Origin of the sequence: Frankia sp. R82 (genome assembly GCF_023716925.1) — a bacterium.
Classification (GTDB): Bacteria; Actinomycetota; Actinomycetes; order Frankiales; family Frankiaceae; genus Frankia.
Map to the genome: position 1 here is coordinate 1 of NZ_JAMQQG010000326.1, position 21,853 is coordinate 21,853.

The 21,853-nt window shown below is 71.9% G+C and carries 17 protein-coding genes and 1 pseudogene; 2 read left to right on the forward strand and 16 right to left on the reverse strand.

Features of this window, described 5'->3' with window-relative positions; all coding sequences use genetic code 11:
* From ND747_RS26930 to ND747_RS26955, 6 genes and pseudogenes are all read right to left on the reverse strand, one after another.
* Nucleotides 1-530 (reverse strand): annotated as a pseudogene (locus ND747_RS26930) (hypothetical protein); the annotation flags it as partial.
* A 56-nt stretch (nucleotides 531-586) separates the two neighbouring features.
* On the reverse strand, nucleotides 587-1,585 hold the full coding sequence (locus ND747_RS26935; protein WP_251737070.1) for a glutamate ABC transporter substrate-binding protein: 999 nt from the start codon (nucleotides 1,583-1,585) through the stop codon (nucleotides 587-589).
* The gene (locus ND747_RS26940) at nucleotides 1,585-2,595 is read right to left on the reverse strand and encodes a glutamate ABC transporter substrate-binding protein (RefSeq protein WP_251737071.1); all 1,011 of its coding nucleotides are present in this window, start codon (nucleotides 2,593-2,595) and stop codon (nucleotides 1,585-1,587) included. Before ND747_RS26940 ends, ND747_RS26935 begins: the two co-directional genes overlap by 1 nt.
* A complete protein-coding gene (locus ND747_RS26945) occupies nucleotides 2,592-3,875 on the reverse strand; it encodes a hypothetical protein (RefSeq protein WP_251737072.1) in 1,284 nt (427 codons plus the stop codon). The genes ND747_RS26940 and ND747_RS26945 overlap by 4 nt, the downstream gene beginning before the upstream one ends.
* A gap of 332 nt (nucleotides 3,876-4,207) precedes the next feature.
* Nucleotides 4,208-5,464, reverse strand: coding sequence for a cytochrome P450 (locus ND747_RS26950; RefSeq protein ID WP_251737073.1), 1,257 nt, complete (start codon nucleotides 5,462-5,464; stop codon nucleotides 4,208-4,210).
* Nucleotides 5,465-6,197: 733 nt separating this feature from the next.
* Entirely contained in the window at nucleotides 6,198-7,379 is a 1,182-nt protein-coding gene (locus ND747_RS26955; protein WP_251737074.1) for a Clp protease N-terminal domain-containing protein, read from the reverse strand.
* Between the two features lie 71 nt (nucleotides 7,380-7,450).
* Between ND747_RS26955 and ND747_RS26960 the strand changes: the two genes are divergently transcribed.
* The gene (locus ND747_RS26960) at nucleotides 7,451-7,810 is read left to right on the forward strand and encodes an excisionase (protein ID WP_251737075.1); all 360 of its coding nucleotides are present in this window, start codon (nucleotides 7,451-7,453) and stop codon (nucleotides 7,808-7,810) included.
* 36 nt (nucleotides 7,811-7,846) lie between these two features.
* Here ND747_RS26960 and ND747_RS26965 read toward each other — a convergent pair whose 3' ends face one another.
* Complete coding sequence (locus ND747_RS26965) at nucleotides 7,847-9,079, reverse strand: low temperature requirement protein A (RefSeq protein WP_251737076.1); 1,233 nt, start codon at nucleotides 9,077-9,079, stop codon at nucleotides 7,847-7,849.
* A gap of 309 nt (nucleotides 9,080-9,388) precedes the next feature.
* Between ND747_RS26965 and ND747_RS26970 the strand changes: the two genes are divergently transcribed.
* The gene (locus ND747_RS26970) at nucleotides 9,389-10,525 is read left to right on the forward strand and encodes a winged helix DNA-binding domain-containing protein (RefSeq protein ID WP_251737077.1); all 1,137 of its coding nucleotides are present in this window, start codon (nucleotides 9,389-9,391) and stop codon (nucleotides 10,523-10,525) included.
* 55 nt (nucleotides 10,526-10,580) lie between these two features.
* On the opposite strand, the gene ND747_RS26975 is transcribed toward ND747_RS26970, so the two are convergent.
* The 9 genes from ND747_RS26975 to ND747_RS27015 all read right to left on the reverse strand — a co-directional run.
* A complete protein-coding gene (locus ND747_RS26975; protein ID WP_251737078.1) occupies nucleotides 10,581-14,102 on the reverse strand; it encodes a DEAD/DEAH box helicase in 3,522 nt (1,173 codons plus the stop codon).
* Nucleotides 14,103-14,392: 290 nt separating this feature from the next.
* Complete coding sequence (locus tag ND747_RS26980) at nucleotides 14,393-15,937, reverse strand: HAMP domain-containing sensor histidine kinase (RefSeq protein WP_251737084.1); 1,545 nt, start codon at nucleotides 15,935-15,937, stop codon at nucleotides 14,393-14,395.
* A 32-nt stretch (nucleotides 15,938-15,969) separates the two neighbouring features.
* Complete coding sequence (locus ND747_RS26985; protein WP_308204706.1) at nucleotides 15,970-16,662, reverse strand: response regulator transcription factor; 693 nt, start codon at nucleotides 16,660-16,662, stop codon at nucleotides 15,970-15,972.
* 4 nt (nucleotides 16,663-16,666) lie between these two features.
* Nucleotides 16,667-17,545 (reverse strand): FAD:protein FMN transferase, encoded by an 879-nt coding sequence (locus ND747_RS26990; RefSeq protein WP_251737086.1) that lies wholly within the window; start codon nucleotides 17,543-17,545, stop codon nucleotides 16,667-16,669.
* A gap of 40 nt (nucleotides 17,546-17,585) precedes the next feature.
* A complete protein-coding gene (locus tag ND747_RS26995; protein ID WP_251737079.1) occupies nucleotides 17,586-18,137 on the reverse strand; it encodes an FMN-binding protein in 552 nt (183 codons plus the stop codon).
* Entirely contained in the window at nucleotides 18,134-19,468 is a 1,335-nt protein-coding gene (locus ND747_RS27000) for a ferric reductase-like transmembrane domain-containing protein (protein ID WP_251737080.1), read from the reverse strand. Before ND747_RS27000 ends, ND747_RS26995 begins: the two co-directional genes overlap by 4 nt.
* A 247-nt stretch (nucleotides 19,469-19,715) precedes the next feature.
* A complete protein-coding gene (locus ND747_RS27005; RefSeq protein ID WP_251737081.1) occupies nucleotides 19,716-19,871 on the reverse strand; it encodes a hypothetical protein in 156 nt (51 codons plus the stop codon).
* Between the two features lie 335 nt (nucleotides 19,872-20,206).
* Nucleotides 20,207-20,902 carry an ABC transporter ATP-binding protein gene (locus tag ND747_RS27010; RefSeq protein ID WP_251737082.1) on the reverse strand — a complete coding sequence of 232 codons (696 nt, stop codon included), beginning with the start codon at nucleotides 20,900-20,902 and terminating at the stop codon, nucleotides 20,207-20,209.
* 7 nt (nucleotides 20,903-20,909) lie between these two features.
* A partial coding sequence (locus ND747_RS27015) for an ABC transporter ATP-binding protein (RefSeq protein WP_251737083.1) occupies nucleotides 20,910-21,853 on the reverse strand: 944 nt, incomplete at its 5' end.

The window sequence follows — 21,853 nt, forward strand, 5'->3', positions numbered from 1 at the left end:
CTGCCGATCCGGGTCGTCGCGGCGGTGAGCCGGGCCAGCTGCTCCTCGGCGCCGCCGAGCACCGCCACCTGCTCACGGTGGGCGGCCACGACCGCGTCGAGGTCGGCGCGGACCCGGGCCATGGTCGTGGCGACCGCAGCCAGACCCAGCTCGTCCGCCGCCGGCTGACCCGATGTGAGGGTGGGCACGTGATCACCGGGTTCGGGGTGGGGTGGGTCGCCGCGCAGCGTCCCCCCGGCCGCCCGCAGCAGGGCGAAGATGTGCTCGCGGCGCCGGTTCGCCCGCCGGCTCGCCGTGGCGTCCACCCTGGTGAGCAGGTCGAACAACGCCAGGTAGCGCTCCCACAGCCAGGCCAGTCGGTCGAGCGCGACGGTGGCCCGGGCGGCTGTCGTCCCGGTGCACCGGGACGGATCGAACAGCACCCGGCCCGGATGCGCGTCCAGTTCGATCAGCGTGGCGGCGAGTTCCGCCGATGCGGCCCGCAGGCGTGCCACCGACGCGTCCACGCCGGGCATCTCCTCAGCGATCATCGTTGTCACCCCCCGTCATGCGAACCCCGTTCACCGTCCCCGTCACACCGTCACGGTCAGTCGCGGTACCTCGGCGTCGGTGGAGCCGGGACGGGCCCCAGACGCCCCAGCCACCGCTGGTAGATCGCCGTCCAGGTGCCGTCGGTGAAGATCCGGGCGAGCACGCCATTGACGAACCGAGTGAAGTCGGCGTGCGTGCGACCGATGGCGATCGCGTCCGGCTCCTGCTCCAGCGACGGGCCGACGATCTGCAGGTGCGGATCCTGCGCGATCATGCCGGCGAGGATCGAGTCGTCACTGGACACCGCGTCGACCCGGCCCTGCTGGAATTGGACGAGGCAGTCGGCCACGTTCGTCACCCGTTGCAGAAGCGGGCGGCTGCCGCCCTCGCCCTGCGCGATCCGCTGGATCGTTGTCGTCCCGTCCGTCACGCAGACCCGCTTTCCGCCGAGGTCGGCGAGGCTGCGGTAGGGCGACCCGATCTGGACGAGCATCCGCTGCTGGTCCTCGTAGTAGACCGAGGAGAAGTCGACCTGCGTGCGGCGCTGGCAGGTCACCGTCATGGTCGCGACGACCATGTCGACCTGGCCGTCCCGGACGATGTCGACCCGCTCGGCGTTGGTGACGGTCCGCAGGCGCACATGGCCGTCGGAGCCGAACAGCGCCCGTCCCACCTCGTGCGCGATGTCGACGTCAAACCCTTCGGCCTGGCCGGAGAGGGTGTTGATCGACCCGAACGGCGGGACGTCTCCCAGCACTCCGACCCGCAGATAGCCACGTCGGACGATCTCCGCCATGAACGACCCGGCCGGCATCGCCCCCGGCGCCGGCGGCACCGCCGGCGGTCGCCAGCTCGCTCGCGGATCGGTGCATCCCGGCACCGGGGCGTCCGAGGTGGGCGCCGCCGCGACGGGGATGGTCGCCGGCGTCAACGGGCGGGCCTGCGACGGCAGCGGGCTCGCCACCGTCGAACAGCCCGCGACCAGCCCGGCCAGCACCGCTACGACCACCGCGACCGGCACCGTGACCCGGCGCACCACGCACCTGGCCCCCATCAGCGGTCCCGGTAGTGCGGTACGGGTGGGGCGGGCGCCGGGCCGAACACCCGGTCCAGCCCGTTCGCGTCGTAGAGCCGGGTCCAGGTCCCGTCGGCCGCCATCCGGGCCAGCACACCGTTGACGAACGCGGTCAGTTCCGGATGGTCGCGGCTGATCGCGGCCGCCGTGGGCACGTCGAGGGTCTTCGGGCCGGCGATCCTGGTCTCCGGGTCCTGCGCCGCCATCCCGGCCAGCACCAGATCACCGTTGACGACGCCCTCAACGGTGCCCTGCTGCAACGCGGCCAGGCAGTCGGCGGCGTTCGTGACCTGGTACGGGATGGGGTGTGTCGGGGTGTCGGCGATCCGCTGCAGCGAGGTCGTGCCGGTGGCCGCGCAGACCTTGCGGCCCCCCAGGTCGGCCAGGGACCGGTAGGGCGACGAACGCAGCACGAGCACGTTCTTGGACGCCTGGAAGTACACCGCGGAGAAGTCCACCTGGGCCAGTCGGTCACAGGTGATGGTGATCGTCGCCATTGACATGTCGACCTCGCCGCGCTGGACCACGCGAACGCGGTCCGCCGTCGACACCGCCCGGAACTGGACATGGCCGTCGGTGCCGAACAGGGCCCGGGCGATCTGCTTGGCCAGTTCGACCTCGAAGCCGACGAACTGGCCGGTGTCCGTGTCGACGGCGGCGAACGGCGGCGTGTCCGGGCGCACGGCCACCGTCAGCTGGCCACGTCCGAGAATCGTGCGCAGATATCCCGCCGGCCCCGAGGCCGGCGCGGCGGCCACCCCGGCGGCCGGCATGGGTGCGACGTCCGCCGGGCGCAGGCTCGCGGTCTGGTCGCTGCAGTCACTGCCCTGGTTCGACGAGGGTTTCGGGACGACCGGCTTCGGCGTCGAGGGCGGGGGGAGCGGAGCCGCGAGCGACGGCAGTGGACTCGACACGGTCGGGCGGGCGGTGAGCGCCAGCAGACCCGCGGTCGCCAGTGCGACGGCGAGCAGCGGCCAGACCAGCCTCATCGGAACTCGTTGATTCTCGTCTGGTAGCCGGCGAGGACGCCGACCACGGCGATGGCCAGGGCCACCGTGGCCACGGCCGCCACGCCCCGCAACGCGTTGTCGGCGGAGGCGAGCGCGGTGTCGTACCGACGCTGACTGCTCGTCAGCGCCGTGTCGGAGGCGGCATCGAACCGGCTGAACGCTGTCGTGCCCTCCCCAAGGGCTGTGCGGACCGCCTGCGGGAAGCCACCGAGGGCCGTCGCGTCGGTGCGGATCCGCAGGGCGATCGCCTGGTAGGCCTGCCAGTACTCGGCGAGATGCGCGCGGGTCGCGGCGTCCGGCCCGCCGGTCCGGGTGACGGTGGGCAGCACGCCAGCACTGATCGGACGGCCCGACGCGTCATAGCCGAGCCGGGTGGAGGCGCGTGCGGCGTCGCGATCGGGGACCGCGCCATCGCCGTGGGTGATCAGGGACAGGCTGCTGTCACCCCAGGCCTGCAGCGCGACCACCCTGGCCCGTGCGACCTCCGTCATCGGTACGAATCCGTCGTTGTACCCGTCGATCAGCCGGGACCGCTGCGCCGACAGCGCCGACAGCGCCAGTCCGAACGCGACCCCCACCACCACCGTCGCCGCGACCAGCCCGACGTTCACATACCGGTGGGTCCGCCGGGCAAGTGTCACCTGGGCTGTGACCAGACCGCCGAGGGCAAGGACCCCGGTGACCACGATCAGCACCGGCTGCCACCAGGGTGTCGCCCGGTGATAGTCCTCGTTGATGCGGTCGGCCTCCGCCATGGCCAACCGGTCCGCGGCGGGCAGAACTGTCATCTGCATCAGGGTGGATGCCTGGCGTAGATAGGCGCCGCCCACCGCATACCCGAGCCGGTTGTTCGCCCGGGCCTGGTCGACCAGCCCCGTGTACACCGGGAGCTGGCTGGCCAGCGTCGTCAGCGAACCCTGCACGGCCGCGGGCACCCGGTCCCCGGCCAGCCGCACCAGCTCCGCGGACGCCGCCGCGATGCTGGCCTGATAGGCCTTCCGCTGCGTGGCCGGCTCGATGCCACCGGCCAGAAACGCCGCCGCCGCGCTCGCGTCGGCCTCCGACAGGTCGGCGTGCACCCGCTGCGCCGCCAGGAACGCCGGCCCCGCCGTCCCTCGAACATCGGCGACCGCATGCTGGCGGGCCACGACCGTGACGAACGCCGCCAGCCACAGCACCACGATCGCGATCACCAGCCCGGTCGAGACCAGCCGCAACCGCCCCGGCGGAGTAGCCGCCCGGCGGCGCACCCACCCCACCAGCCCCAGCTTCCGCCACTTCCGCCGGACCGACACCGGCAGGGCTGTGGCCGATGTCGGTCCGGACGCTGATTGTGGAAGAAGCAACTGCCCGGCACCGGCATTGGACGCGCTCAAGCCCACCCCCGTAGGCGATAGCCGTATCGCACCTGATGGCGACACCGCTCCGGCAGCCATCTCCGGCAGCCATCTCCGGCAGCCATCTCCGGCAGCCATCTCCGGCAGCTTATAGCGACAACGCTACCGCAAAGAGTGTAAGTCGGATACCCGACGTGCACACCCCTGCGGCACTCGGTCCCGTACTTCGGGTGAGGTGCATCAGAATGTGCGCTTCAGGAGGCGAGGCGTACGGGCAGGGATGCCAGGCCGCGGATGATGCTCTGCGGTAGGTACACCGGCTCGTCCGCCGTCAGCGTGAGATCGCGGGTGCGCCGCACGAGCAGTCGAAAGATGATCTCTGCTTCCATCCTGGCCAGGGGAGCCCCGAGACAGTAGTGGATGCCCAGACCGAAGGTGTGGTGGCGGGCGGTCGGCGCGGAACCGGCATACCGGGTGACGAGGAACCGGTCCGGCTGCTCGAAGATCTCCGGATCGCGGTTCGCCGCGCCGGTGAGGACGAGCATGCCCTCGCCGCGGCGAAAGACGCGACCGCCGAGCTCGGTGTCGGTGAGCACCGTGCGTGGAATGAACTGCACCGGCGGGTCGCGGCGAAGCATCTCCTCGACCGCGCCCGGAACCAGACCCGGATCGGCGCGCAGAAGTTCCCACTGGTCGGGTTGCAACGCCAGGGTCCGAAGACCGTCGCTGATGAGATTGACCGTCGTCTCCAGCCCGGCGATCAGCAGTACCGCGCACAGCGCGAGCACCTCCGAGCCGGTCAGCGCGTCGTCCTCGAGATGTACCGCGACAAGCCGGCTGACCAGGTCGTCGCCCGGCCGGGCGCGCAACCGGACGATCAGGTCGCGGAAATAGTCGTCCAGTTCCCGGGCCGCCGTCCGACGGGCGGCGATCTCGTCCGGGGTCAGCAGGAAGTCCGGGTCGATGCCACGGATCATGATCGTGGCCCAGTCACTGAAGATTCCTTCGTCCGTGACCGGCACACCGAGCAGCCGGCAGATCATCCGCACCGGGATCGGCCGGGCCAGAGTGGCCACGGCGTCGATGTCGCCGGCGTCGAGCGCGGCGTCGAGCAGGTCGCCCGCGTAGGCGGTGATGTCGGGGGCCAGTCTGGCGAGGGTGGCCGGGGTGAACGCCCGGCTCACGAGCCGGCGCAGGCGGGTGTGGTCCGGCGGATCGGTGCGCAGCAGCGACTCGAGGCCGTCGTCGGAATCCCCGTCGGGCCGGAACGGGCTGATCCGCTCCTTGTACCCGTGACCGAAGGCAGGATCGGCCAGCACCACGGCGGCGTCGCCGTGCCGGGTGACGAGGGTGATCCGCCGACCCCCCAGGTCGGTGGTGGGCAGCGGGTCGGCCGCGGCGATCGCCCGGTAGACCGGATACGGATCGGGCTGGCGCGCGGCCGCGAAGGCGGCCAGCGCCGGCGGATACGCGTCGCCGCCCGGCTTCGCTGACGGGACGGTAGCGGTCACTCGCACCCCTCGGTCTGTCGGAACACCCGCTGGTCGACGCACGCGCTGGTCGGTCTGTGTGCAGTGGTGCCAGCCGGTGCCGCTGACGATGCTGGCCGGTGGACGTCCCACGGGGGCGGTGCATCAGGGCTTCTGATCGCACGATTCGCCGATTCGCCGATTCGCCGATTCGCCGATTCGCCGAGCCGCCGAGCCGCCGTGCGGGAATCGCTTTGTGGCGCATCGGTAGATCGGCAGATGAAGGTAGTGGCCACCGATCGTCGGTGGCCGTGCTGTGCTGTTGTTTCGCTGCCTACCCCGAGATCGTCGGAGGTACCGGTGCGCCGAGGCGTGAGGGGAACACCTGCGAGGCTGAGGCCTTGATGGCGCCACGTGAGGGAAAAGAGCATGGCAGGGAACGAGGTCCGGCGGAGACGGCCCGTGCTTCCGATCTGATCGAGACGATCGGCCGGGGATTCCCGGTCGAATTCCCGGACGAGGTCAGGAGCCGGGTTGGCACGGCCTCGGATCGGCCTTTCGTCGGCCTCCTTCCGGGTGGAAGACTGGCGGTGACGACGTTCGGCAGCGGTTCCTGCCCGCTCGTGCCGGCCAGCCTGCACCCCTCGGCGAGGACGCGGTGGAGATCACCGTGCAGGCATCGGCTCTCAGAACGGTCGTCCTGCTTGTTCCGGTCTGGCCGGACACGCAACGACGGGAACTGCCGGTGGTACGAGCCGGCTGACCGTTCGGCCCGTTATTCGGGTCGACGGCGAAGGTCCTCGGCTGCGGGGGTGTCCGGGTCGGCGGGGGTGTCCGGGGCGGGCGGATGCGGGGGTGCGCCGAGGGCGCGGGAGCGGATGTCCGCGAGGCTTGCCTCCAGCACCGTCCAGACGGCGGACAGGCTCTCGGCGATCTCGTCCTGTCCGTGGATCAGCCGATCCGCCGTCGGATCTGCCACGCGGTCCGCGGCAACGCTCGTCGTTTCCCCGGCGGCGGTGGGGTCGGTGGGGTCGGTCCCGGCGACCGGCGGGGAAACCGGGCGGCTGCCGCCGAGGGCGGAGAAGGCGAGCCGGGCCAGGCCCAGCAGGCGCCGGTCGGTGGCCTCGACGACGACGGCCGAGTCGGTCAGCCGCAGCGACATGCCACGTCGGCCGGTGACCTCGGGCAGTTCGTCGGAGGTGTCGGTGAGGTCGGCCTGCAGCAGGGCGTCGCGGGCGGCGGCCACGTCCAGGCCGAGGCTCATGAGGGTCCGGGTCGCCGCGCTGTCCGGGTCGCCCAGCAGGGCCAGCATCAGGTGGTGGGAACCGATCGGATCGCCACCGGCAAAGCCGCCCGCGCCCGAGAGGCCGGCCTCGGCCGCCGCGGTGCGCCGCGGTGCGGCCGCCGTGGCGCCGAGGACGAGGCCCGCGGCATCGTTGCCGGCGCCAGGGTCGCCACCGCTGCCTGGAGCGGTCACCCGCAGGCCGAGGGAAGGGGCGACGCCGGCAGCCCGGTCGGCCGCCGCGGCGGCGGTCAGCGCGAGGACCCGCGTGCGCAGCTGGTCGCGGTCCACCTTCCACTCGTCCAACAGCGTTGCGGACAGGCCGCCGTTGACGGCCAGCAGGCCGAGCAGGATGTGCTCGGTGCCGATGTGGCTGTGCCGCTGACCGAGCGCCTCCCGCAGCGACTTCTCCAGGACCTTCTTGGCCCGGGGCGTGAAGGGGATGTGGCCCTTCAGCGGCTTCTTTCCCCGCCCGACCGCGACCACGATCCGCGACCGGGTCATCTCCAGTGACAGGTCGATCTCGGCCAGGGCGTGGGCGGCGATGCCGTCGGTCTCGGCGAGCAGCCCGAGCAGAAGGTGCTCGGTGCCGATGTAGTTGTGATCGAGGTCGCGGGCCTCTTCCTGCGCGTGGACGACGACCCGGCGGGCGGCGCTGGTGAATCGCTCGAACATGGCCCCAGGGTCGACCTCGCTTTTACCCTGGTCAATACCATGCTAATAGTAGGGTGATGAGGGAGGTGGCCGTGACCTGGGACGATCGGCTGGATCAGTGGGATGTCGAACGCGAACTCGCCGCTCGGCTCGATGAGTCGGACTGGGTGACCCTGCAGGAGGCGTCCACCCGCACCGGCGTGTCCCGCGCCGCGCTGCGAACCTGGTACCGGGACGATCTGATCCCGTCCCGCCTGGTCGAGGGTCCACACGGCCCGCAGCGGCTGGTCCCGCTGGCGATGGTGGTGGCCCGGGCGCAGGAGTCCCCGCGACTGCGCCGGACCTGGGAGCGGCGCCTCGGCGAGGAGGCGCAGCTCGCCCTGCTCCAGCACCGCGTCGACGAGCTCGAAGCCCGCGTCGCGGCCCTGGAGAAACCGGCGGCTCCCCGTTAGCGCGGAGTGGGTCCGGCCCGGGCGGCACCCGTGCTCCTACCCGATCTCGGTCGCCATCTGCGGGCGGTCGTCACGGTGGCGGACGGCGTCGCGTACGGCCCGGTTGTGCACCGCCTCGTAGGTGATCAGGCCGATCAGCACGATCGCCGTCAGGCCGATGGCGCCGAGCACGGGCAGGTACAGCAGCGCCGGAACCAGTGCCAGCAGCAGGGCGGCCGCGACGAGTCGGCCGAGATTGGGCCGGCCGATGTTGCGCCAGCGGATCGCGCTCAGCGCGACCAGGTACAGCGCCGGGCCGAGGGCCAGACCGAGCGCGGGCAGCGTGGCCGGCACCTCGGTCAGGCGGTGCCCCGGCTCGGTGACCTCCTCGACGGTCAGCTTGAGCGCCAACGCCGTCGTCAGAATGCCGACGACCAGGGGAAAGTGCAGGAAGGTGTAGGACGCCCGCGCCAGCCACACCCGCTCGACCCCCGTGCGAGCGTGCAGCGCCTGCTCGGCGACCAGCGCGACGACGTCGAAGTACGCCCACCACAGGACCACGTTGACGGCCAGCCCCAGCACCATGATGAGCAGGATCGGCCAGCTCACCGGGGCCCGTTCGGCGCCGACACCCACCGAGACGATCGATTCCCCCAGGGCTACCAGCACGATCAGCCCGTGCCGTTCGGCGAAGTGACTGGGCGCCGGCATTCGCCAGCCGGACGCCCCGACCAGATAGACCCCGGAGTAGTCGACGGCGAGTGCGGCGAGCCACAGCAGGGTCCGGGCACCGCCGTGGGCCAGCGCACCCACTATCAGCAGCACCGCCATGACGATCATCGGCGCGGCACTGCGGACCAGCTGTCGCCGCAATCCGGCATCGCTGCCGGCCGCGGCCGCATAGACGACCAGATGCAGACTGCGGACCACGACGATCGCCACCGCGAGGACCATCGGACCGTTCAGGCCGCCCGGCCGGTCGTCCCAGGCCTCCGGGATGGCCATCGAGGCCGCGAAGACGGCGACCATCGCGACGAACATCGCCCCCCGGAGCAGCCCTTCGTCGGCCTTCGCCTGGTTGCCGAGCCACGCATAGCTGCACCAGGCCCACCAGAGGATGGCGAGCAGCAGCACCCCGCGCACGGCCCCCCGGCCGGAGCCGTCCGCCGCGACCAGCGTGTTGACCTGGGTGAACGCAAAGACGAAGACGAGGTCGAAGAACAACTCGAGATTGGTGACGCGGTGGCCCTCGCCGGTCTGGCGCACCGACGCCGCCCACCGCGCCGGCACCGGCAGCACGCTCCGGCGCGGAGAAGGCCCAGCGCCGGAGCGTGCTGCGGGCACGGGCACCGGCACCGGGTCAGCCGGCGCCGGCCCGCTGACTGGTCGGTCGGTCGAGGTCACTGCACCATCTCCTCGGCTTGATCCGCCTGCTGCCCTGGACACGGGTTGTCCTGGACGCGGCTGGGGGAGGCATCTCGCCCCGCCGTCCCAGCCAACATCAGCGCAGCGCACCCCACCCCGGGACGACCAGGCCGGACGGCTCTGATCGCCAGAGGCGAAATCCTGCCGGCCGATGTATGCGGGAGAATCGGCCGGGTGGGAGTGCAGGAACTGACGGTCCGTGAGCTGAACCGGGCGTTGCTGGCCCGGCAGGGGCTGCTCGAACCGCTGGCCGTCGACGTGGTGGCCGCGATCGAGGCGATCGGTGCCGTGCAGGCCCAGCAGTGGTCGGCGCCGCCGGTGGCGCTGTGGTCCCGGGTGGCCGGGTTCAGAACGGCGTCGCTGCACGAGGCGCTGGCCGCCGGCAATGCCGTCGTCGGCACTCTGCTGCGCGGCACCTTGCACCTGGTCAGCGCGCGGGAGCACCCGGCCTACGCCGCCGTCGCGGAGCAGGCCGGGGTCACCCGCTGGGACAGGTCCGGCGTCGAGCTGCCCGAGTCGGCAGCGACGTTGCGGCCGGCGGTACGCGAGTTCTGCGCGAACACGCCGCGGTCGGACGCGCAGATCGCCGAGTTCCTCGACTCCTGGGTTGCGGCGAACCCGACGGTGATCCCGGACGCGGAGGTCACCTGGCAGCGGGCTCACGGCTGGCGTCCGGTGCGCACCACACCTGACCTGGTCCGCGCCCCCGCCGGGGAGCAGTGGGCCAAGGGCCCGAAGCTGTCTCTCGCCGCGCCGCGCCCGGCCGGTGCCCAGGCGACAGCGCTCGACTCGAAGGCGTTGATCGAGGTGGCCCGTCGGCACCTGCGGGCGTTCGGCCCGGCCACGGCGGACGACGTCGCCTGCTGGACGGGCGCACGAACCCGGCAGGTCAGAACGGCGCTGGAGGGCCAGGACGACCTGCTGCGTGCCACCGACCCGGCGGGCCGCACCCTCTACGACCTGCCCGACGCCCCCCGCCCCGACGAGGGCACTCCCGCCCCGGTGCGCTTCCTTGCCGCCTTTGACAGCGCGCTGCTCGCCTACCATGCCAGCCGCCGCGAGCGGATCCTGCCGCCCACGTCCAAGGACGCGGTCTACTCGGCCGGAAACCTACGGGTCCTGGCCACCTTCCTGGTGGACGGCCTGGTCGCCGGCACCTGGACCGCCACCGGCCGCACCCGCGCCGCCGAACTCACCCTCACCCCCGCCGCCGACGTGAACGCACGCCAACGCCGAGAGCTCGAAACCGAAGCGGAACGTCTGCTCGCCTTTCTCTACCCCGGCGCCACGCCAACCATCACCTGGGGCTGAAGGAACCTTGTGCTGACTTTTGAGGTGGAGTGGGGACGGTGATGCGTCCTGGGCGTCAGGACAGGAGCTGGCGGATGTCATCGGCGTCGAGGGTGGTGTCGACGAAGTCACCGCCGTCCAGGACGCTGGCGAAAAGTTCGGCCTTGCGGGCCTTGAGCGCCATCACCTTTTCCTCGATGGTGTCGCGGGCGACGAGTCGGTACACCATGACGTTGCGGGTCTGGCCGATACGGTGGGCCCGGTCGACGGCCTGCGCCTCGGTGGCGGGATTCCACCACGGGTCGAGCAGGAAGCAGTAGTCCGCCTCGGTGAGGTTCAGCCCGGTTCCGCCGGCCTTCAGGCTGATCAGGAAGACGGGGACGGCCCCGGACTTGAACCGGCGCAGTACGGCCGGTCGGTCGCGGGTGGTTCCGTCGAGGTAGCAGTACTCTATGCCGGCGGCGGTAAGGGCATCCCGAACCTTACCGAGGAAACGGGTGAACTGGCTGAAGACGAGCGCGCGATGGCCGCCGTCAACGACGTCACGCAGCTGTTCGAGCAGGATGTCGATCTTGGCGCTGGCGAGCGCGTCGTGTGCCTCGTCGACGAGGCCGGCGTGCAGGCTGAGCTGGCGCAGGGTCGTCAGGGACTGCAGGATCGTGAAGCGGTTGCGGTTCATGTCGTCGACCAGGCCGAGGACCCGCTGCCGTTCCCGCTGCAGCCGCACCTGGTAGAGCTTGCGATGGCGGGGGTGCAGGTCGACGTCGATGACCTGTTCCTGCTTCGCCGGTAGATCGGGGGCGACCTGTTCCTTCGTCCGGCGGATGAGCAGGGGGCGGATCCGGTTGCGCAGCTGGCCGAGGAGGTCGGCGTCGCCGAGTTTCTCGATGGGACGGGCGTAGTACTCCTGGAAGCGGGTCCGGTTCGGAAACAGGCCCGGCGCGGTGATCGACAACAGCGACCACAGTTCCATCACGTTGTTTTCCAACGGTGTTCCGGTGACGGCCAGTTTGAACGGTGCGGGCAACAGCCGGGCGCACTGGTAGGCCTTCGACTGGTGGTTCTTCACCGTCTGCGCCTCGTCCAGGATCAGTCCGGCCCAGGTGGCGGCGGAATAGTCCTCGGTGTCGAGTCGGAACAACGTGTAGGACGTGATGACGACATCGGCGGCGGCGATGATGTCGGCCAGGGACTGGCCGCGGCGGCGCAGCGTGTCGGTGATCGCCGCGACGCGCAGGTGCGGGGCGAAGCGGGCGGCTTCGGTCGCCCAGTTCCCGACCACGCTGGTCGGCGCGACGATGAGGAACGGTGCGAGCCGCGGATCGCGTTCGCGGGCGTGGCAGATCAGCGCCAGGGACTGCAGCGTCTTGCCGAGGCCCATGTCATCGGCGAGAATGCCGCCGAGCTGCAGGTCCCACAGGAACGTCAGCCAGCGGAAACCGTCGACCTGGTAGGGCCGCAGGTCGGCCTGCAGGGTGTCCGGCGGTTCCTTCGCGCCGGCCGTCTCGAAGGCCAGGACGCTCGCCACCTGCGTCCGCCAGGTCTCGGCCTGGTGGACGACGACGCCGAGCGCCACCAGCTCCTCCCACAGCCCGGCCTGGAACCGGCTCAGCCGCAGCGGGCCGTTCGTACTGTCCCGCAGCGCCGCGGCCTCCTCGATCAGCCGGCGCAGTGAGTGCAGCTCGGGCCGGTCGAGGCGCAGATAGGCGCCGTCATCGAGGAGCAGGTACGGGTCATCCCGGTTCAGCGCCTCGAAGACCTGGGCGAACGGGACCAGCTGGCCGTCGAGGCGTAGCCCGACCCCGAGATCGAACCAGTCCGGTTCGTCCGGTGCCTGCTCGGTCGACACCTCGATCTGCAGCGAGTCGCCCGCGTCGCGGTAGTCGAGCGGTTCCCCGCTGATCTCGACGGTGATCTCGTCATGCGCGGTGAGCAGTGGCAACAGCTCGATGGCGAACCGCATCGTGTCCACCCCGCGCAGCTGTGCCGGCTGGGGACCACCCGGTTCGCCGGCCACACCGCTGGTGCCCGACAGCGCCGACAGCCCCGACAGCGCCGACCGGGGCAGGGCGGCGAGGATCTCGGCCTCGGCGGCCCGGTCGCGGTAGCCGGCGTCCGGATCGTCCGCGTACAGGGCGGTACGCCGCCGCACGCCGTCCAGGGCGGTGTCGTCCGCAGCGGCCCCGCCGCCTGCGCTGTTCGCGCCATCCGCGGCCGGGGCGCCGAGGGAGTAGTCCCATTCCCAGTCGACCTGAACGGTGTGATCGGAGCCGAAGGACGCCCGGGCGACCAGGGCGGGTCGGGGCAGCGGCGGTGGGTCGAACGAGTCGTCGCTGGAGATGATCCGGGCCAGCCGGGCCAGGCGTGGGTGGAAGTCGGCGAGGAAGCGGGGCTGGTCGGCGGTCGGGATCCGCATGCTCTGGTTCGCCACTGCCATGCGCACCAGCGCCGGGGGCACCGGAGAGGCCAGCCGGGCCAGCCGCAGATGCCAGTCCTCGTGCCGGTCGGTGGTCTGGATTTCGGCCCGGTCGATGCCGACGACGCCGTGGTCGCCGATGAACGCGAACGGGGCGAGGTCCACGTCCGAGCCCTCGACCTGCAGCACCGGGCGCAGCAGGAGCGCGCGGGAGTCGCGGGTGGCGTCCAGGCACAGCCGCGCCGCGGTATACGGCTCGATGGTGCCCAGCCGCTTGCGCTGGTGCACCAGCTCCACCCCGGCCGCCCGCGCCTCGTCGAGCAGGGGCCACAGCCGTGGGCTGTGGAACTCGCCCAGGTTGAGGTATTTCTCGTTGCCGTGGTGGCCGTACTGCGAACGGGTGTCGCCAGCTTGGTAGACGGCGTGGATCTCCCGCAGGATCCGCAGCTGTGCCTCCCGGTAGCCGCCATAACGGTAGTTCCCGTAGGGCGCGTTCAGCTGGGACCAGATGGGCGCGCTGATCCAGCCGTTCTTGCCGGCCTGCACGAGACGTGCCATGACCTGCAGCGGCGGGCTGTTGCGCGGACCGCGCCCGACCACCGGCCCGGCGGACAGCGACAGCTCGATGGCCAGCGGTGTCGACGTCCCCGGGCCGGCGTCGTCCGACGCCTCGCTGAGCAGGGATGACAGCGCGGACGCCCAGGCCGGCGTGGCCGGTCGGCGGCCAGGCCCGCGGCCGCCCGCCGCTCGTGCCGGCGTGCGGGCCGGGCTGGGCGGTCGGCTTCGGTCGGGTGCCGGCCGGGTCGGCGTTTCGACCACGCTGGATTCCAGCCGTGCCGCAGCGGACGCCGCCGGGGTTCGGACCACGAAGGTGGCCGCCTGGGCTGCTGCCAGCACGAGCGCGACGGTGTGCTTGCAGTCGACCGCGACCGGGCAGCTGCAGTCGCCGCTGCGGAACCGCAGCGGATGAATGCTGTCACCCCTGGTGAAGTACGCCGTGGTGTGATAGCGCTCGCCGTAACTGCCCGCCACCCGACCCGTGAGGACGTTTCCCGACGGCTGCCATGACACCTCGGCTACGGCGCCGTTGCGGGCGTAGTGCTCGCCCCGCCGGTACGTCGTCTCGCCGAGGAGGGCCCGCAGACGATTCCGGTCAACATCCCGCAATTCTGCTGGCAGCATGCTTCCGCACGTTAACAGCCAACGGCGACGACAGGACAGGGCCGTGCCGGTAAGGACCACATGCGGCGCCCTTGCGGAGACCACATCCCGGCCGGACCACCGACCTGGTAGACCGGTGGTCCGCTCGCCGGCTTTGCGGCTTACCGGCTTTGCGGCGGACCACATCGCCGACGGGAAACATCGGCAGCGGTCAGGGTTGCTCAAGGAATGTCCGGCTTAACCAGGGAACAATGCGGAGATGGCGCCACGGTCGTCGGGTGACGTCGGACCGTGACCGGCCTTCGTCGGTGTCATCGTCGGGTTTCGCCCGATGGGAGGGCCAGCCGGAACGTGGCGCCGCCGCCGGGGGTCGGCGTGTACTCGACACGACCGCCGTGGGCCATGGCGACGGCCTGGGTGATGGACAGCCCCAGCCCGGCTCCGCCGGCATCGCGGGAGCGGCCGGGGTCGGCGCGGTAGAACCGTTCGAAGACGTGGGTGACGGCATCGGCCGGGATGCCAGGGCCGTGATCGACCACTGTCACGATGACCTCGTCCGTGGCGTCCGGCGGTGCTGTGGTGTCCGGCGGTGCTGTGGTGTCCGGCGGTGCTGTGGCGGTGACCGCCGAAACGGTCACCGTGACGGTGATGGGGGAGCCGGCGGGGGTGTGGACGGTGGCGTTGCGGACGAGGTTGCCGACGGCCTGGCGCAGGCGGCCGGCATCCCCGACCACGGTGACCTCCACCGGCGCCTCGACCGCGATCGGGCGGCCCGGGCTGGTCGCCCGCACATCGGTGACCACGTCGCGGACCAGCGCGGACAGCGCGACCGGCGCCCGTTCGAGCTCCGGGTCCTGGTCCAGCCGGGCGAGCAGCAGCAGGTCGTCGACGAGCCCGGTCATCCGCGCCGACTCCTCCTCGATGCGGCGCATGACCATCGCGAGGTCGGCAGGCCGGTCGGCCGCACCGCGGTGGAACATCTCGGCATAGCCGCGGATGGACGTCAGCGGGGTGCGCAGCTCATGGCTGGCGTCCCCGACGAACTGGCGCAGCCGGTGCTCGGAGCGTTCGCGGGCCTGGAACGCCGCCTCGATTCGGGTCAGCATGGCGTTGAAGGCGAAGCCGAGGCGTCCGACCTCGGTGCGCCGGTCGGTGTTCTCGACCCGGCGGCTGAGGTCCCCGCGGGCGATCAGGCTGGCGGTGTGCTCGATCCGGGTGAGCGGTCGCAGCCCCAGCCGGATGATGACGAACGCGAGCCCGGCCAGCACGGCCATGCCGATCGCGCTGGCCACGATCTCGATTCTGGTCACGTGGCCGAGGGTGCTGTCCAGCTCGGTGAAGGGAACCGCGACGATCAGCACATCGCCGTCGGTGAACCGCTCGGCAAGCAGGCGGAAACGTTCGCCCTGGTTCTCGGCCGGGACCGTCCGCAGCGGACAGGTCGCGAGGTCGGGATGCAACGGGGCGGCGGCGAGCAGGGCCGGTGTCACCGCCGGGCGTCGGCTCGGCGCCGTGGTGCCATCCGGGCCGGGACTGGCCTCGACCAGGAGGTGACCGTCGCCGGCGTAGAGCGCGCCGTACGTGCCGACCAGGAAGGTGCTGCCGAACCGCTGGCCCCTCGTGTCCCTGTCCCCGTGGCCGTCGTGCCGGCCACCGCGGCCGTGCACGTCACCACCGGTGTCGTCGTCGCCGGTGTCGGTGCCACCGGAACCGTGCAGCAGGGCCTGTTCCAACACCGGATGGGCCGCGCGGACCTGCTGGTCCAGCCGGTCGCGCAGATAGGCGGCGAGAGCCCCCTGCGTGCCGAGCGCGAGCAGCGGCATGCCGACGGCGAGCAGACCGACGAGGGCGAGCATCAACCGCAGGTGCAGCGAGAGGGCCGGACGCCTCACTGCGGGAGTCGCAGGACATAACCGATCCCGCGCACGGTGTGGATCAGCGGCGGATCCGTCGCGTCGATCTTGCGGCGCAGATAGCCGATGTAGGTCTCCAGGGCCGGCGCGTTCCCGCCGCCGAAGTCATGCCCCCAGACGTGGTAGAGCAGCTGTTCCCGGGTCAGCACGCCGCCGGCGTGGGTGAGCAGGTAGTGCAGCAGTCGGTGTTCGGTGTCGGTCAGGTCGATGGGCCGCCCGGCCCGGTGCACCTTGCGGGTGCGGGGGTCGAGTTCCAGGTCGGCCAGGCGTAGCGGCGCCTCGTCGCCCCGGGCCCGGTCAGCCCGGCGCAGGATCGCCGCCACCCGGGCGACGAGCTCGCTGACCGCGAACGGCTTGGTGAGGTAGTCGTCCCCGCCGAGGGTGAGCCCCTGGACCTTGTCCGCAGTGGAGTCCCTGGCGGTGAGAAACAGCGTCGGCACCGTATGGCCGCTGCCGCGCAGCCGCTCGCAGACCGCGAAGCCGTCGAGGTCGGGCAGCAGAACATCCAGCACGATCAGGTCGGGGCGGGTCAGGGCGACCCGGGTCAGGGCGGCCCGGCCGGTGTGCACGGCACTGACCTCGAAGCCCTCGTACCGCAGCGCCATGCTCACGAGATCGGTGATCGCCTCCTCGTCGTCCACGACGAGCACGCGTACGGGCTGGTCCACAGGCTCAAGTCTCGCTGACGCCCGTGACCCGGCGGCGCATGGCCGCCGACGCCGCCGCGGTCCCGGTCGCCGGCCCGGCGGCGGTCCTGGTTCCAGCCGTGGTCCCGGCCGTGCCCCCGGCTGCCGGCACCGACGGCGCGCCGGGCGTGATCACCACGCCGGGGAAGCCGGCCGAGGCGTCGATCGCGCCGGCCCGGTCGACGGTCAGCCAGGCCCATCCGGCCAGGCCCAGGTCGGCGAGCAGCGCCGACGCCTGCCGGCCCGCGGCGAAGGCCGCCGTCGCGAACGCGTCGGCCAGGGTCAGATCAGGTCCCACCACGGTGACCGAGGCGAGGTCGTCGGCGGCCGTCCCGGTGCGGGGGTCGACGACGTGCGCACCACGCTCGCTCGTCCCGGAGGTGGCGACGGCCAGGTCGCTGCCCTCCACCACCGCCACAAGACGCCCGTGGTGCAACGGGTCGGCGATCCCGATCCGCCACGGCACACCGGGCGCGACCTGTCCACGGATGCGCAGGTCGCCGGCCGCGTTGACGCAGTGGACGGGGGCGCCCGCCCGGGTCAGCGCCCAGGACGCGGCGTCGGCCGCCCAGCCCTTGACCAGCCCGGTGGGATCGAGCGTGCCGTCGCCCCGCCAGCCCGGGTCGAACAGGCCGCCGGTGCGTGCCCGGCAGGTCTCGGCCGCCCGGTAGATCGCCTGGACGTGCGGCGGGCAGTCGGCCAGGTCGCAGGCACCGCGTCGCAGTTGGGAAACCCACGAATCCGACCGGAACGGGCTGAAGTCGGCGTCGGCCCGGTGCAGGACCGTCACAGCCGCCCCGATCGCCGCGTCCAGCTGGTCGGGGGGCAACGGCGTGCGGACGTCGATGCTGACAACCGTGCCCATGACCGGTTCGGCGTGGGTGCGGCCCGGGCGTCCGGGTGGTCTAGACACCGGCCTTGTCCAGGGCGGACTGGACCGACCAGGCGTACCCGTAGCTGGTGTACGACGCACCGGAGACACTGTCGACCTTGGCGTTCTGGGCGGTGAGCACCTCCTGGCGCAGGATCGGTACCGCCTGGTCGTTGATCTCGACGTCGCGTCGCTCCCGATCCGGGACCTGCACCGTCACCACGTCCACGATCTTCGTGCCGCGCAGGACCACCTTGACCTGCACCTGGCCGAATCGGGTGTCGATCGCGTCGCCGGTGACCGTCCTGGTGGCTGACGTACCGGCATCCGAGGACGACGGGCTGGCGGAGGCGGTGACCGAGGGCGTCGTCGCCGCGGGCGCGGTGGTCGGGCTCGCCGTAGGGGTCGAGGGGGTCGAGGGGGTCGACACCGCGGTCGCTCCGACCGCGGCCGGGGCGGAGCCGAGCGCCGTGGGACGTTCGCCCGCCCCGCTCGCGGCCTTCCCGCCGATCGCGAGCACGACGGTCGCCAGCAGCGCGGCGAACCCGAGCCGGGCTCGATATGGTTTTCCGACGTTGTCGTTCATCGCAACGCGAACTCCTCGGTGTGGATCTGCTGGTCGGCGACGCCGAGCTGGCGCAACGTCTGGACGACCGCGCGGGTCATTCCCGGCGGTCCGCAGAGGAAGACGTCGCGGTCGGCGATGTCCGGCACGGCGGCGGCCAGGTAGGGGGCGGCGAGCGGATCGAAACCGAGCCGGTCCCGCGAGCCGGTGACGCTGTGCACCGTCAGCAGGCCGGCCTCGGCGAGGGCGCACAGTTCGCCGTGCAGAACGAGGTCCTCCACCTGCCGGGCCCGCTGGACGACGACGACGTCGCGCCCGCGTCGGGCCAGGTCCTCGGCCAGCGCGCGCACGGGGGCGATCCCGCTACCGCCGCCGATGAGCAGCACCCCGCCGCCCCGGGTGGTTCGCCGCGCCGTGAACAGCCCGAAGGGGCCCTCCGCCAGCGCCGGTGTGCCCGGTCGCAGCCGCTCGATCGCCCGGGAGTGATCCCCGGCCGCCTTGACCGTGATCCGCAGCCGGTCCGGCGTCGGCGGCGCTGACAGTGAGTAGGCGTGCGCGCTGAACAGCTGCCCGCGCGAGGCGAACCGCCACAGCAGGAACTGGCCGGGGGCGGCGCCCAGGCGGTCCAGATCACGGCCCCGAATCCACACGGAGACCACCCCGGGGCCCTCTCTGACCACCTGCTCGACCCGCATCCGGTGCCGCAGGACGGCCGCGGCCGGCAGGGCCACCCGCCAGACGACGACGCAGGCGGCGACCGCCAGGTACATCAGCGTCCAGAGGGTCCGCGCGGTGCTGTTCGCGACGAAGTCCGCGCCGTTGGACGTCTGGTGGAAGAAGGTCAGCAGCACGGCGATGTAGACGGTCAGGTGCAGCCCGTACCAGAGCTCGTAGGACAGTCTCGACCGCGCGATCCGGCCACTGGTGATTCCCACCAGCACGAACAGCAACGCGCCGATCGTGGCCTTCCACATGTCCGGGTACGAGGTGACCACTGTGATCAGCTCGCCGAACGGCTGGTGATGGTCGGTCAGCCCGTACCCCCAGACCTCCAGCAGGACGTGCACCCCGATCAGCAGCACGACATTGGTGCCGAGCCCCCGATGCCACGCCGCCAGCCGGTCCAACCCGACCGCCCGCTCGATCGCGGGCACCCGGGCCAGCAGCAGCACCTCGACCAGCACGAGATAGGCCGCCAGCAGGCCGCTGACCCGCCCGGCCGCCGTCAGCACCTGCCCGGCGCCGTGCAGGCTCACCGCCGACGTCTCGACCCACCACAGTGCGACGACGGCAAGCCCACCCGCGGTCAGCCCCAGCCGAACCGCCAGCTCCGGCCCCCGCCAGCCGACCATCCACCCCACCGGCCGCCGAGCCGACCTACGCCGGCCCCCCGACCCGCCGGCGGCTCCACCAGGGCTTTTTCGCGCTGCTCCAGCCCTGATCCCACCTGTGACCCCACCCGTGGCCCCACCGGCGGGCATGTCCGCGACCTCGGAAGCGGGCAGGGGTGTCGCCGGGGACAGCCCACCCGCGGAAAGTCCGGTTGACGTCATACCCATGACGCTCTCGGTGCGACCTGTGCGTTTCCTGTGCGTGGCCTCAGAGCTTCCCGGGACTCTCCATACCGTGAGCAGGGCAGGTGGCGGCGACAACGTCGGTACCGGGGGAAATCGCCACGGCGTCGGTGGCCGACAGGTCGCGGAACAGCTCATCGACCGTCACGTCGCCCGCGGGGCCGGTCTCGACGGCTGACATCGCTGCTGTCACGGGCCGTTGTCGACGTCGGCGGTCTGGTGGGGCGGATGGGTCCTTCTATCAGAATAAAACAGACAAAGCTACGCGATCAACCCGATGAAGGACCGGCTTGATCGGCACGCCCGGACTGTCTCGACCTGCGAGGCCGCATTGGTCACGGAGTGTCACACCAGTCGCCGGGTGCTGGTCACCGGTGACCGGTAGCTGCCCACCGCCCGGATGGTGTGCCCAGCCCCAGTCCCAGCCACCTCACCAGCACCCGACCCCGACCGGCACCGTTCATGGACGGCGTGCCAGCCGGCGTTCACTGGCCGGCGTCCGACCGGCGGTGGGCGTTACGCGTTGATGCCGAGGTAGCGCTCGTAGATCTCCTCGATGTTGATCTCCTTGGCGGGGCCGGAGTGGACCATGACGCCCTGGTTGAGGATGAACGCCGTGTCGGCGATCGCGAGGGCCTTCTGCACGTACTGCTCGACGACGACCAGCGACACTCCGGTCTCTACCAGGCGCCCGAGCGCCTCGTAGATGGTGTCGACGGCCAGTGGCGCGAGGCCGAGGGAGGCCTCGTCCACCAGCACGACCACCGGGTTGGTCAGGTAGGCGCGGGCGAGGGCGAGCATCTGCTGTTCACCGCCGGACATGCTCCCGGCGGTCTGGCGCAGCCGGCGACCGAGCACCGGGTAGAGCTCGGCCGCCGTCGCGATGGAGGAGTCCAGGGATCGGCCGCGGCCCTGGATCATGAGGTTTTCCCGGACGGTGAGGGACGGGAAGATTCCCCGGCCCTCGGGCAGCAGGCAGATGCCGCCGCGGGAGAAGTACTGCGCCGGGCGGCCGGTGATGTCGTTCCCGGCGAACTCGATGCGCCCCGCGGACGGGCGTAGCAGCCCGGTGGCGGTGCGCAGCAGGGTGGTCTTGCCGGCGCCGTTCGGGCCGAGCAGCGCGACGACCTCGCCGGCGCCGACGGTGAAGTCGACGTCGCGCAGCACGGTCGTGCTGCCGTAGCCGGCGGTCACCCCGGTCAGGTTCAGCATCGTGATCTCACCTTTCCGCCGAGGCGATGTCCTGGCCGAGCCCCGCGGGCGCGAGGGCCCCCGGGGCACCGGCCGCGGCCGCGTCCGGGGTCACGGGATCCGCCGCGGCCGCGTCCGCTGCCGCCGGGTTCGCCGTCACCGCCACGTCACCGAGGTAGGCGGCCCGGACCTCGTCGGAGCGGGTCATCTCGTCCGTCGTGCCGGCGAAGATCAGAGCGCCGAAGTCGAGGACGTACACCCGGTCGCAGATGGTGCGCACGAGGGTCATGTCGTGTTCGACCAGCAGGATGCCGCAGCCACGTTGGCGTACGACCTCGGTCAGCACCCGGCCGAACTGTTCGGTCTCGCGCGCGTCGAGACCTGACGACGGCTCGTCGAGCAGCAGCAGGTCGAAGCGTCCGGCGAGCACCCGGGCGAGTTCCACCAGCCGGCGCTGCCCGATCGGCAGCAGGCCGACCTGCGCGTCGGCGAGGTGCTCGATGCCGGTCAGGGCGATCGCGTCCGCGGCGGCCGCGGTGACCGCCCGCGACTGCGCGCGGGTGCCGACGAGCTGGTTGGCCGGGTTACGCCCGGCCAGCGCCGCCTCGTGGCCGAGGGCGACGTTCTGCCGGACGGTCAGGCTGTTGAACAGCTCGATGCGCTGGAAGGTGCGCCCGAGCCCGCGCCGCGCCCGCTGGGCCGGACCATGGGCGGTGACGTCCGCGCCGTGCAGCAGGATGCGGCCGTCGCTGGGGCGGTTCAGGCCGCTGCAGGCGTTGAAGGTAGTGGTCTTGCCGGCGCCGTTCGGGCCGACCAGGCCGGTGATCTGGCCGGCGGGTGCCTCGAGGCTCACGCCCGCCACCGCACGCACCCCGCCGAACCGGACCGTCAGATCCCGCACGACCAGTCCCGCGCCGGCCCGCACCGGTTGGGCGGGCACGTCCACCCGGGTGGCGCTCGCCGACCCGGTCG